This window comes from Microbacterium sp. 22195 (genome assembly GCF_052056515.1).
In the GTDB taxonomy this organism is placed as follows: domain Bacteria; phylum Actinomycetota; class Actinomycetes; order Actinomycetales; family Microbacteriaceae; genus Microbacterium.
The window spans coordinates 120,300-132,838 of record NZ_JBQEPE010000004.1 but is presented as its reverse complement, the minus strand read 5'-3'; the positions used below and the strand labels follow the sequence as shown (position 1 = coordinate 132,838).

The following is a 12,539-nucleotide window of genomic DNA, read 5'->3' as shown; positions in this document are numbered from 1 at the left end:
CGCTCACGAACCGGTGCCACGGGACCGGGTCGAGCGCCTCACACCGAGACGCGCAGCACCTCTTCGATCGTGGTGATGCCGTCGGCGACCTTCACCCAGCCGTCGTCCCGCAGCGCGACCATGCCCTGCTCGAGGGCGAGCTCGCGCAGGTCGGCTCCGGTCGCGCGCGCCACCAGGCGCTGCTCTATCTCGTCGGTCACGGTCATCACCTCGTGCAGGGCCACGCGTCCGCGGTAGCCCGTGTTCGAGCAGGCCGAGCATCCGGCGGCGGTGTGCACCTGGGCATCCGCGATCATCTCCTCCGGCATGCCCACCTGGCGCAGCGTCTCGGCGTCGCCGTCGAACGGCCGGCGGCACTTCGTGCACAGCCGACGGGCCAGGCGCTGCGCGACCACCGCGCTCAGCGCGGTCGCCACCAGGAACGGCTCGGTGCCGATCTCGGTGAGCCGGGTCAGAGCGCTCGGAGCGTCGTTCGTGTGCAGCGTGGAGAGCACCAGGTGGCCGGTCAGTGCGGCCTCCACCGAGATCGCCGCGGTCTCGCGGTCGCGGATCTCGCCGACCAGCACCACATCCGGGTCGGAGCGCAGGATCGACCGCAGCGCGGTCGCGAAGGTGAGCCCCGCGCGAGGGTTCACCTGCACCTGGTTGATGCCGGGGATGCGGTACTCCACCGGGTCCTCGACCGTGATCACGTTCACGCGCGGGTTCGCCACCGTGCGCAGAGCGGTGTACAGCGTGGTCGACTTGCCGGATCCGGTCGGTCCCGTCACCAGCACCATGCCGTGCGGACGGGTTATCGCCTCGTGGAAGCGCTCGCGGTTCGTGGGCGCGAAGCGCAGATCCTCCATCGTCATCACCTGGCCGGTGTTGTCGAGGATGCGCATCACGATCTTCTCGCCCCACACCGTCGGCAGGGTCGCCACGCGCAGGTCGACCGAGCGCCCCTCGTGCAGCACCGTGATGCGGCCGTCCTGCGGCACGCGCCGCTCGGCGATGTCGATCGACGACATGATCTTCAGACGCGAGATCACGCCGTCCTGGATGCTGCGGTCGGCGCTCTGCATCTCATGCAGCACGCCGTCGATGCGGAACCGCACGGTCAGCCGGTGCTCGCCCGGCTCGATGTGGATGTCGCTGGCCCGGTCGTTGATGGCCTGGGTGATCAGCAGGTTCACGAAGCGGACGACGGGTGCATCGGCATCCTGGTCGTCGAGATGCTCGGTGAAGACGACATCGGATGCCGAGGACGATTCGCCGATCTGCTCGGACAGGTCGGTCAGCTCGCCGTCCGAGCGCAGGAAGCGCTCGAAGGCCTGCGCCAGAGCATCCGCCGCCGCTACGACCGCCGTCACCCGCAGGTCGGTCAGGCTCGCCACGTCGTCGAGCGCGATGATGTCGGTCGGGTCGAGCATCGCGACCGTCAGCTCGTCGCGCATCAGCCGCAGCGGGAGCAGGCGGTACCTGCGGCACAGGTTTCCCGGCACCAGGGCGATGATGTCGGGATCCAGGTCGTAGGTCGACAGATCGACGTAGCGGTGGTTGGTCGCCAGCGCCACGGCCTCGGCGACCTGGGCATCCGTCACCGCGCCGGATCGCACCAGATGCGGTGCGAGCTGATCGCCGTCGCCGACCTCCGCGAGCGCGGCGGAGACGTCCTCCGCCCGGGCGGCCCCGGTCAGCACGAGAGTATGCGCGAGTCCTCGCACGATGGCCCCATTCCCGCAGGCGTCCCCAGCCTGCAGACGCCCGCATCCCCAGCAGAGCGCACGTCGTGGCATCATCTTACGGCGGTGGGGCGGTTCCGAACAGGGGCGCTGGCCACCTGAGCAGGGCGCGGCGCATCAGACTGGATCAATCGTGCACCTGCCGAGCCATTCTCCGGTGCGTTTCTGATCCGGCCTGCGCCGACAGCGCAGCATCCGCCGGCTCAGGCCCCTACGCGCACCACGCCGGTCGGCAGGTCCTCGGCCTCCTCGAACGCCACGTCCGGGGTCGGCCGGCGGAAGCCCCGCGTCAGCCACAGCAGGTACAGCGCGCCGATGCCCGACCAGATCAGGCCGACGGTCATCGCCAGCTGATCCAGGCTCAGCCACAGCCACACGTTGATCAGGAACCCGATGCCCGGGATCAGCGTCCACCCGATCGACGATCCGTGCGTGTGCTCGGTGCGGCGGTGGCGGATCCAGAACGCGATCACCGACAGGTTGACGAACGCGAACGCCGTGAAGGCGCCGAAGTTGATCAGTGAGGTCGCCGCGTTCAGATCGAGCTGCAGAGCGGTCAGCGCGATCGCGCCCACCAGCACGATGTTGATCACGGGCGTGCCCAGCCGCGGATGCACGTAGCCGAACAGCCTGCGGGCGATGATGCCGTCGCGGCCCATCGCATACAACAGGCGCGAGGCGCTCAGCTGCGAGGCCAGGCCGGAGGAGACCACCGACACCGTCGCTCCCGCCAGGAAGATCGTCTGGAACAGGATGCCGCCGATGAACAGCGCGATGTACGGCGAAGCGCCCTCGATGTCGGGGGTGATGGCGTTCAGGGCATCCAGATCCGGCACCAGCGTCTGCATCACGTAGGTGACGGAGACGAAGAACGCGGCACCCAGGGCGGCGATCCACATGATCGCCCGCGGCACGGTGCGACGCGGGTCGACGGTCTCCTCCGACAGCGTGGTGACCGCGTCGAAGCCCAGGAACGCCAGGGCCAGCACCGAGGCGCCGCCGACCAGGCTCGCCATGTCGGCGCTCACCGAGTAGAACGGTGCGAACGTGAAGGCCAGCGCGTTGTCGGAGAGGATCGCCCGCACCGTCAGCACGACGAACACGATCGCCAGGAGCGCCTGGAACACCACCATGATCATGTTCGCCACGGCGCTGACGCGGACGCCGATGATGTTCAGCACCGTGATCACCAGGATCAGGCCGACGATCCACATCCAGTCCGGCACCCCGGGGAACTCCGCTGAGAGGTAGATCTTCGCCAGCAGCGCGTTGATCATCGGCAGGAACAGGTAGTCCAGCAGCGACGCCCAGCCGACCAGGAATCCCACCGGAGCGGCGATCGTGCGACGCGTGTACGTGTAGGCGGAGCCCGCGGACGGGTAGACGCGCACCATCCTGGCGTAGCTGAACGCGGTGAACAGCACGGCGATCGTGATGATGATGTACGACATGGGCACGTGGCCCTTCGTCGCCTCGGACACGATGCCGAACGTGTCGAACACGGCGAACGGCGACATGTAGGCCAGTCCGATGAAGACGACGTGCCGCTGCCTGAGGTTGCGATGCAGTCCCGCCGGGGTGCTCGTGAGGGTCATGATTACCTCCTTGTAATCGTGCGGACGTCGGGTGGAGCCGTATTGATCATATGATCAATACGCAATGTTCCTACACTGGAGTCACCATGTCAACGCCCGGAACCCGAACCCGCACGCGCAAGAGTCCGCACGAGCGCTCGGCGGAGATCCACAGCGCAGCCGTCGACATCGCCCGTGAGAACGGCCTGTCGGCGCTGACGCTGCGGGCCGTCGCCGCGCGCGCAGGCGTCGCTCCGGGGCTGGTCGCGCACTACGCCGACAGCATGGACGACCTGGTCGCGCGCGCGTTCCGGGAGCTCGTGGCGTCCGAGCTCGAGCAGGTGAGGGCCGAGGTCGCGCTCGTCGAGGATCCGCCGGCCCGTCTGGCGCGCATGATCGCGACGGTGCTCGCCAGCGATCACGACGACATCACGCTGGTGTGGGTGGACGCCTGGTCGCTGGGCCGGGGGAGCGCGGCGCTCGGCGCCGCCATCGACGAGCAGATGGGCGCGTGGCAGGCCTTCATCTCGGGGATCATCGAGGACGGCCGCGCCGGAGGGCTCTTCCGCACCGACGCACCGGAGGCCGTCGCCTGGCAGATCCTCGCCATGATCGACGGCATCTCCGCTCACGCGCTCACGCGCGGCACCGACGCCGCGGCCTTCGCGATGCGTCTCGCGCAGGCCTGCGAGACGCTGGTGGGGACGGAGCCGGGCGCGATCGTCGCGCGTCTCGCGCGCTGAGCGCAGGGCATCGCAGCATCCGGCGTCGAGTCTTCTTCGATGTCCGCGCGGATGCCTAAGCTGGACCGCATGACTGACGTTCTGCCCTCGGGTCTCGCCATCAGCGAGTTCGACTCCGACATCCGCCCCCAGGACGACCTCTACCGCCACGTCAACGGCACGTGGCTGGAGTCGGCCGAGATCCCCGCCGACAAGGCGCGCTGGGGCTCCTTCCACCTGCTCGCCGAGCAGGCCGAGAAGGACGTGCGCGCGATCATCGAGGAGTCGCAGGATGCCGAGCCCGGCACCCTGAACCGCAAGGTCGGCGACCTGTTCACCAGCTTCATGGACACCGAGCGCATCGCCGCGCTGGGCCTCGCCCCTCTGCACGAGCAGCTGGCGAAGGTCGACTCGATCGACAGCATCGGCTCCTTCCTCGCCACGGTCGGCGCATTCGACCGCGAGGGCGTCGCCGCCCTCATCGGCGTGTTCATCGAGCCCGACCCCGGCAACCCCGAGCGCTACGTGCCGTTCGCACTGCAGGCCGGCCTGTCGCTGCCCGACGAGAGCTACTACCGCCAGGACAGCTTCGAGGGCACCCGCACCGCGTACCGCGCCCACCTCGAGCGCATCCTGACCCTCGCCGGCGTCGCGGATGCGGCGGGCACCGCGGATCGCGCCTTCGGCCTCGAGCACGAGATCGCCGGGCACCACTGGGACAACGTCGCCTCGCGCGACGCCGTGAAGACCTACAACCTGAGGACCTGGGACGAGTTCCAGACGCTGGTCGGCGTCGACCTCACTCCGTGGCGGGACGCCGTGTCGGTGGCCAACCCCACCGCCTTCGACGAGCTGGTGGTCTACCAGCCCAGCTTCTTCGAGGGCCTGGGCGGCCTGCTGGTCGAGGGGCGCCTGGACGACTGGAAGGCATGGCTGCGCGCCAAGGTCGTGCACGGGCTGGCCGGCTTCCTCACCGACGACATCATCGACGAGAACTTCTCGTTCTACGGCACCGAGCTCACCGGCACCCCGTCGATCCGCGAGCGCTGGAAGCGCGGCGTCTCGCTGGTCGAGGGATCGCTGGGCGACGCGGTCGGCAAGATCTACGTCGAGCGGCACTTCCCCGCGGCATCCAAGGTCGCGATGGACGAGCTCGTCGCCAACCTCATCGAGGCCTACCGGCAGAGCATCGAGAAGCTCGAGTGGATGAGCGCGGAGACCCGCGAGAAGGCGCTGGCCAAGCTCGCCACCTTCCGCCCGAAGATCGGTCACCCCGACGTATGGCGCGACTACTCCGCCGTCGAGATCGACGCCTCCGACCTGATCGGCAACGCCCGTCGCGCCACCGTCTTCGAGCACGACCGCCAGGTCTCCCGCATCGGCGGTCCGATCGATCGCGACGAATGGCACATGCCGCCGCAGATGGTCAACGCGTACTACAACCCGCTGATGAACGAGATCGTGTTCCCGGCGGCGATCCTGCAGTACCCGTTCTTCGACCCGAACCGTGACGCCGCCGCCAACTACGGCGGCATCGGCGCGGTCATCGGCCACGAGATCGGCCACGGGTTCGACGACCAGGGAAGCCGTTACGACGGCGACGGCCGCCTGCAGGACTGGTGGACGGATGCCGACCGCGAGGCGTTCGAGGAGCGCACCAAGGCGCTCATCGCGCAGTACGACGCGCTGGTGCCGGTCGGGCTGAGCGACGAGAACCATGTCAACGGCGCTCTCACCATCGGCGAGAACATCGGCGACCTGGGCGGCCTCGGCATCGGCCTGAAGGCGTACGAGCTGTCGCTGGGCGGCGCCGAGGCGCCGGTGATCGACGGCTACACCGGGGTCCAGCGCCTGCTGCTGAGCTGGGCGCAGGTGTGGCAGCAGAAGAGCCGTGACGCCGAGACGATCCGTCTGCTGACGATCGACCCGCACTCGCCGAACGAGTTTCGCTGCAACCAGATCCTCAGCAACATCGACGCGTTCTACGAGGCGTTCGACGTGACCGAGGGGGACGCCCTGCATCTTCCGGAAGACCAGCGCGTCACGATCTGGTGAATGCTTCGACCCCGCCGTCCGCTCAGCCGGGCGGCGGGGTTACGATAGCCCAGTCGGTCGAAGATCCCGCTCCCCCCGCACGGATCTCCGGTCACCGATGCCTACTCCACCCGTGAGGAATCCTGCGTGAGCTCCCCCTCCGCTTCGGTACCTGACCCCTCGCGTGGCACACCGCGCGTGCCCGCCGATGGGGTCGCCACCGCATCGCATCGATCGCAGCGCGGCGGTCGGCGCACACCGCGACGGGCGGCTGTCGGCCGCCGTTCGTTCGGCTCCGCCCTCCGCGCGCTCGAGGAGCTCGCGGCATCCGGGGCCCAGGTCTCCGTGCACGTCGCCGACCTCGACACCGGCCGCAAGATCCTCGCCGGCGACGACCACGTGCCGCTGCCGATCGCGGGCCTCGGCTTCGTGCCCGTGCTCGTCGAGACCGCCGCGGCGCTGGATGCCGGCACGCTCGACCCGCTGCGGATCGTCGACCGCACCACCGAGGGGTTCGTCGCCGGCTCAGGCCTCTGGCGCAACCTGCGGGTGCCGGCGCTGCCGCTGATCGACCTGGCCGTCCTCGCGGCTGCCACCGGCGACCCGAACGCCGCCAACGCCCTTCTCGACGCCGTCGGGCACGAGCAGGTGCGCGCCCGGATGGTGAGTCTCGGGATGCCGCGCAGCGCCGTGCTCGACCACTTCCGCGACAAGCGCGGCCCCGACGACGCCCCGCATGTGGCGGTCGGGACCACCCGGGAGTTCGCGCACCTGTTCGCTGCTCTCGTGAACGCGTCCGTCGTCGACGCGGCGGTCAGCGCACAGGTCTCGGAATGGCTGAGCCTGAACCAGGATCTCAGCCTCGTCGCGGCGGCGACCGGGCTCGATCCGTTCGCGCACGATCACGACGCGCACGGCCTGCTTTTCGTCAACAAGACCGGCCGAGACCGCGGCGTGCGCGCCGAGGCCGGTGTGCTCGCAGGCCCGCGGGCGGGCATCGCCTATGCGCTGACGGTGTGCTTCGACGACCTGTCGATCAGCCACCGGCTGCGCGCGCACGACGCGTTCCGCATCCTCGGCACCGATCTCATGGAGTACACGCACTGAGGTCTTAGAAACCCCCAGCGATTTTCCTGCGTTGTGTATATGGCCGGCTCACCGCCAGCTCGGAGGACATCCGCCCTTCTGAAGCTTGACCGCAGCCCCGAAGTCATCGACCTTCTTCCATGTTCCGTAGCCCGTCGTCCGGCCGATGTTGTTCATCGTCGAGTACGAGTTCCAGAACATGCCCCCTTCGGAGGCACCGCAGTACCCATTCGGCACCCAGAATGCATCCCAGTCATACTCCGGCCCCATGGCCGTTGCCCGACCGCCTGGAAGCACGTTCATAGTGTGGGCGCCCGCTCCCGTCGATGTCGGCGAGACGTACTTGGTGGTGACCTTGATCGTGAGGCCACCATCGTTCTTGATGGAGCCGCAGATGATCCCAATGTCGCAGATCGCGGCCTTGGTCGTTACGTCGCCCGCCGGGCTAACGGCACCACTTCCACTGTCCCCCGTAGTTGAATGCTGAACGTCGATGCCATCCCCCGGCTCAGCCGCAGCCGCAGGTGTAGCGAACGCGGCCAGAAGCGCGGCCACACCCACCACGGCCAGTACCGATCCGCGCAGTTTCCCCATTGACGACCGAATCATTTAATCCCCCCCTGATATATCGATTCGGAGCCCAGTGCTCGAAATTCCGCCCACCATACGAGGCGCAATTGAGAGCCGTCAAGCACTCTCTGCGACGAAGAAAGGCCCGTTTGCCGACGTGATGCAGCCATGCTTGTGACAGGCTGTGCCGTGAGCTAGCGTTTGGACATGCGTCAAGTGGGGTGGGTCATTCTGGTGATCGTCGCAGGACTGGGTGGAGCAACCATCACATTGCTCGAGTTGGCCGGGGCGGTGCCTGCGACGTGGTACATCGTGCCAATTGCGGTCGTCCCGCTGCTCTGTTTCTGGGCGGCATTCTTCGGACTAATGCTGTCTGACTCGATTTCTTCCTCACTAATTGTTGGCCTTTCCGCCCTGCTCTTCCCGGTTCCCGATATCTGGATTCATTCGGAACTGGCTGGAAACTTCGATGACGCGCGCGGCCAGGGCCTCGTCACCGGCCTCGCGCTAGCCGCCGCCGGAGTGATCGCCTTTGTGATCATCTCCAAGAAGAACACCACCGCGAGGGCGAGCGCCACGCTCGCGACTGCCTAGCGCATTCCCGCTTCGCCGCTCGTCGGCGGTCTGACCTCGGTGCCTTCTCGGCGCTGAGCAGATCCGATTCTCGGACGCGCTCGATCACGAACGCCGGTGGTGTACACGCGGGAGTGATTGGGTGGCGCATCTCGCGCGGAGCCGAGACTATTCCGGAGGCCCTTCTTCGATGCCCTCCGCGGATCGGCTACCTTCGGCGCGGGGTTCCGGGCGAGATCACCGCAGGCGCCAATCTCCCGGCTCAGTTGGCACTGAGATCGCTGGTGCGCGTGGGCTCGTCGGCTACGGTCGAACCATGCTTCCCGACGACTGGACCCCGCACCGCCGCGACGACGGAGAACTGCTCGGCTGGATCCGCCCCGAGGGCGAGGACTGGGTCGCGATCGACGTGCTCGGCCGCACGGCATCCGCTCCCGTCGACTGGCTCGACGCCGAGGCCGCGCTGGAACGGGTCGGGCTGGCCTGGCTCGCCGACATCTGGATGCTGGAGGGGGAGGCGCCCGAGCCGCTGCGCGTGCGGTTCGTCGAGGTGACGCCTTCGGAGGGGGCGGCCGCCGGACGCGTCGTCGTCAAGGTCGACGACTTCGGCGACATGCAGCGTCCACCCGCCGAGCGCTTCACGCTGCCCTGGCCGGCGCCCTCCCGCCTGCGCCCGGTGCGCCCCGGCGACCCGGACGGCCGCACGCTGGGCTGACGAGGCCTCCGCGTCAGCTGACGCCCTTCATGAGCTTCAGCACGGGCTTGGCCGACAACGCCAGGCCCAGTCCGACGACGACCGCGATCGCACCGAGGATCGAGAAGTACGGCACCTCGTTCTGCGGGTCGTAGAACTGCACGAGCCAGCCGGAGATGGCCGTGCCCAGCGAGATCGACAGGAAGAACAGCGCGACCATCTGCGCCTTGAAGTGCGAGGGCGCGAGCTTGGTCGCCGCCGACAGGCCGATCGGCGAGAGCAGCAGCTCGGCGATCGTGAACACCAGTAGGATGCCGACGATCGCGAGCAGCGGCGTGGAGCCCTCGCCACCGTTCGCGAACGGCAGGAACAGCAGGAAGGCGCCGCCCATCACGATCGTCCCCAGCGCGAACTTCATCGGGGTGGTCGGCTGCCTCTTGCCGAGCTTGGTCCACAGCGCGGCGAACACCCCGGAGAGCACGATGATGAACACCGGGTTGATCGACTGCACCCACACCAGCGGCATCTCCCAGCCGAGGATCATGCGGTCGAGGCGCTTGTCGGAGTACACCGTGAGCACGGTGAACTGCTGCTGGTACAGGGACCAGAACGCCACGCTCGTGATGAACAGCGGCACGAACGCCCACACCCGCGAGCGCTCGGTCGCGTCGACGTGACGGCTGGACAGGATGATGGTGAAGTACGCGAGCGTCGCGACCAGGGCGCCGACGATGACGATGTTCGCGAGGTTCTCGGGGCGGATCACGCCGACGAGCGTCAGTACCACGATCAATGCGATCGCCGCGACGGCGATGCCGATCACCAGCGGATAGCGGCGCGCGGGCAGCGGGTTGGGCACAGTGGAGGCCGCGGCCGGCAGGTTCCGGCGCCCGAAGCTGTACTGGATGAGTCCCGCGGTCATGCCGACCGCCGCGAGGCCGAAGCCCCAGTGGAACCCGACGGTCGACTGCAGCAGACCGGTCAGCACGGGGCCGAAGAAGGAGCCGAGGTTGATGCCCAGGTAGAACAGCGAGAAGCCGGCGTCCCGCCGGGTGTCCTCCTCGGAGTACAGCGTGCCGACCACCGAGGTGGCGTTGGCCTTCAGGCCGCCCGAGCCGAGGGCGATCAGCACCAGGCCGACGCCCACCCCCACGAAACCGGGGAGGAGGGCGAGGGCGGCGTGCCCGGCGACGATGACCACCGCGCTGAAGAACAGCACCCGTTCCGAGCCGAACAGGCGATCCGCCAGCCAGGCGCCCAGGATCGTGGACAGGTACACCGACCCGCCGTAGGCGCCGACGATGCCGCCGGCGATCGCCTCGGGCATGCCCAGACCGCCCTTGGCGACACTGAAGTACAGGTAGATCAGCAGGATGCCCTGCATGCCGTAGAAGCTGAACCGCTCCCACATCTCGACGCCGAACAGGTTCGCGAGCGCGCGCGGCTGCCCGAAGAATCCGTGCTCCGGGGCCGTCGGCTCGGTGGTGCTCGGCGAAGAAGTCATCCCTCCAGCTTACGTGCCGGCCGATCCGCGACCCTGTCCGGGCCGATCCGCGGCGGCTAGGGTGGGCGCCATGAGCAACGTGGCTCCGAACGACCCGGCTGCGGCGCGAGGCATCTCGCGTCGCACTCAGTCCGACATCTTCCGCGCCGGCATCAGCGGAGATCGTCCCGCCGTCCCGATCGGCGTCGACGCGCTGGATGCCGAGGCCGAAGCCGCCCTGTCGAAGGAGGCATACGCCTACATCGCCGGCGGGGCGGGTTCCGAGGCGACTGTCGCGGCGAATCGTCGCGAGTTCGAGCGCTGGCAGGTGTGGCCCCGGTCGCTGCGGGACGTCTCGTCCCGCGATCTGTCCGTGGAGTTCCTCGGGCGAACCCGCCCCACCCCTCTGCTGCTCGCGCCGCTCGGGGTGATGGAGCTCGTGCATCCGGAGGCAGACCTCGCCGTCGCCAGGGCCGCGGCGTCCGCCGGAGTGCCGTACACGGTCTCGAACCAGGCGTCCTTCCCCGTCGAGCGCATCGCGCAGTCGGCGCCCGGCGCGCCGCGGCTGTTCCAGCTGTACTGGTCGGCCTCCGATGAGCTGAACGCGTCGCTGCTGGGCCGTGCCGAGGCGGCCGGATGCGAGGCGATGGTCGTCACGCTCGACACCCACCTGCTCGGCTGGCGCACCCGCGACCTCGATCTGGCGTACCTGCCGTTCACCCGCGGGATGGGCATCGCCCAGTACACCTCGGATCCGGTGTTCCAGGCGCTGGTGCGGGAGCGCGCGGGAGCCGCGTCGGCCGGCCCTGCGAACCGGACCACGGAGGCGGGCGTCCGCGTCACCCCGAGGACGATCGCCGCCGGTGTGTCGATCGCCCGCAAGGGCGCCGGCCTGACCGGGAGCCGCAGTCTTCGCGAGAACCTGCGCTCGCCGCTGCCGCGCACCGCCGTCGAGACGTTCCTCGATGTGTTCTCCACACCCACCCTCACCTGGGACGACCTCGCCAGGGCGCGCGAGTGGACCTCGCTGCCGATCATCCTGAAGGGGATCGTGCACCCCGACGACGCGGAGCGGGCGGCGGATGCCGGGGTGGACGGCGTCTGGGTGTCCAACCACGGCGGCCGGCAGATCGACCGATCCGTGCCGACCCTGGCCGTGCTGCCGGAGATCGCCGAGCGGGTGGGCGGGCGGATGCCGGTGGTGTTCGACTCCGGCATCCGCAGCGGGGCGGATGCCGCGATCGCCCTGGCTCTCGGCGCGGACGTCGTGGCGCTCGGGCGCCCGTACGCCTACGGTCTCGGGATCGCGGGGGAGCGCGGCGTGCGGGAGGTGATCCGCAACGTGCTGGCTGAGCTCGACATCACGCTCGGCCTCGCGGGGCTCACCTCGATCGCCGAGCTCGACCGGGACGCGCTGCGGGCCGTGTGATCGCCGGCCTCGGATGCCGTGATTGCATGGACGCATGACCGAGTACGAGCAGCATCCGGCCGACACCGCCTTCCACGCCCGACTGCCGATCGGCGAGCGGATGGACGCCACTCCACTCACCGAGGGCCTGCCGTGGGCGTTCGAGCAGATCACGATGCGCCCGCTCGAGCCGATGCTCGTTCCCGAGCAGCCGCGCGGCGGCGAGCTCGAGCCCGAGAACTGCTCGTCCTGCAGGCCGAGCGAGCACACCATCTGGCAGGACGAGCTGTGGCAGGTGCGGTCGGGGTGGGACGCCAACGGTCTGCCGTTCGTCGGGGCGATCTCCCCGCGCGAGCACTGGCTGCTCGAGGACGCCCCGCACGAGGTGCTCGCGGCGTACGGCCCGCTGATGCAGCGCATCTCGCAGGCGGTCAAGAGCATCCCCGGTGTCGCCCGCTGCCATTTCGCCCGCTGGAACGACGGCTCCGCGCACCTGCACCTGTGGGCGCTGGCGCGGCCGGCCGGCATGATGCAGGGGCGCGGCGCCGCGCTCGCGTTCTGGGACGAGATGCTCCCACCCATGCCTGCGGAGATGGCCGCGGAGCACCTGCGCATCGTCGCCGACGCGCTCGCCGCGGGCGGCGGGCAGGCGTTTCCGAACCGCTGAGCCG

The 12,539-nt window shown here is 69.0% G+C and carries 11 protein-coding genes; 7 read left to right on the top strand and 4 right to left on the bottom strand.

What is annotated here, in order from left to right:
• Positions 1-38 precede the first annotated feature (38 nt).
• Together ACTJJ4_RS13235 and ACTJJ4_RS13230 are read right to left on the bottom strand one after the other, a co-directional pair.
• Positions 39-1,706 (bottom strand): GspE/PulE family protein, encoded by a 1,668-nt coding sequence (locus ACTJJ4_RS13235; RefSeq protein ID WP_440943764.1) that lies wholly within the window; start codon positions 1,704-1,706, stop codon positions 39-41.
• 221 nt (positions 1,707-1,927) lie between these two features.
• The gene (locus ACTJJ4_RS13230) at positions 1,928-3,319 is read right to left on the bottom strand and encodes an APC family permease (RefSeq protein ID WP_440943763.1); all 1,392 of its coding nucleotides are present in this window, start codon (positions 3,317-3,319) and stop codon (positions 1,928-1,930) included.
• Between the two features lie 86 nt (positions 3,320-3,405).
• Here ACTJJ4_RS13230 and ACTJJ4_RS13225 point away from each other — a divergent pair, with 86 nt between their 5' ends.
• The 3 genes from ACTJJ4_RS13225 (at position 3,406) to ACTJJ4_RS13215 (ending at position 7,161) form a co-directional block, all read left to right on the top strand.
• Positions 3,406-4,041 (top strand): TetR/AcrR family transcriptional regulator, encoded by a 636-nt coding sequence (locus ACTJJ4_RS13225; RefSeq protein ID WP_440943762.1) that lies wholly within the window; start codon positions 3,406-3,408, stop codon positions 4,039-4,041.
• 69 nt (positions 4,042-4,110) lie between these two features.
• The gene (locus tag ACTJJ4_RS13220; RefSeq protein WP_440943761.1) at positions 4,111-6,075 is read left to right on the top strand and encodes a M13 family metallopeptidase; all 1,965 of its coding nucleotides are present in this window, start codon (positions 4,111-4,113) and stop codon (positions 6,073-6,075) included.
• Positions 6,076-6,201: 126 nt separating this feature from the next.
• A complete protein-coding gene (locus ACTJJ4_RS13215) occupies positions 6,202-7,161 on the top strand; it encodes a serine hydrolase (protein ID WP_440943760.1) in 960 nt (319 codons plus the stop codon).
• Between the two features lie 48 nt (positions 7,162-7,209).
• Here the strand turns inward: ACTJJ4_RS13215 and ACTJJ4_RS13210 are convergent, their stop codons facing one another.
• Positions 7,210-7,734, bottom strand: a complete 525-nt coding sequence (locus ACTJJ4_RS13210) for a hypothetical protein (protein WP_440943759.1) — start codon at positions 7,732-7,734, stop codon at positions 7,210-7,212.
• 183 nt (positions 7,735-7,917) lie between these two features.
• Here ACTJJ4_RS13210 and ACTJJ4_RS13205 point away from each other — a divergent pair, with 183 nt between their 5' ends.
• Both ACTJJ4_RS13205 and ACTJJ4_RS13200 read left to right on the top strand, forming a co-directional pair.
• Positions 7,918-8,304 carry a hypothetical protein gene (locus ACTJJ4_RS13205; protein ID WP_440943758.1) on the top strand — a complete coding sequence of 129 codons (387 nt, stop codon included), beginning with the start codon at positions 7,918-7,920 and terminating at the stop codon, positions 8,302-8,304.
• Positions 8,305-8,599: 295 nt separating this feature from the next.
• Entirely contained in the window at positions 8,600-8,998 is a 399-nt protein-coding gene (locus tag ACTJJ4_RS13200; protein WP_440943757.1) for a hypothetical protein, read from the top strand.
• A gap of 13 nt (positions 8,999-9,011) precedes the next feature.
• Here ACTJJ4_RS13200 and ACTJJ4_RS13195 read toward each other — a convergent pair whose 3' ends face one another.
• A complete protein-coding gene (locus ACTJJ4_RS13195; RefSeq protein WP_440943756.1) occupies positions 9,012-10,481 on the bottom strand; it encodes a peptide MFS transporter in 1,470 nt (489 codons plus the stop codon).
• Positions 10,482-10,551: 70 nt separating this feature from the next.
• Between ACTJJ4_RS13195 and ACTJJ4_RS13190 the strand changes: the two genes are divergently transcribed.
• Together ACTJJ4_RS13190 and ACTJJ4_RS13185 are read left to right on the top strand one after the other, a co-directional pair.
• A complete protein-coding gene (locus ACTJJ4_RS13190) occupies positions 10,552-11,889 on the top strand; it encodes an alpha-hydroxy-acid oxidizing protein (protein ID WP_440943755.1) in 1,338 nt (445 codons plus the stop codon).
• Between the two features lie 34 nt (positions 11,890-11,923).
• A complete protein-coding gene (locus ACTJJ4_RS13185) occupies positions 11,924-12,535 on the top strand; it encodes a hypothetical protein (RefSeq protein ID WP_440943754.1) in 612 nt (203 codons plus the stop codon).
• The last annotated feature ends 4 nt before the right edge of the window (positions 12,536-12,539 follow it).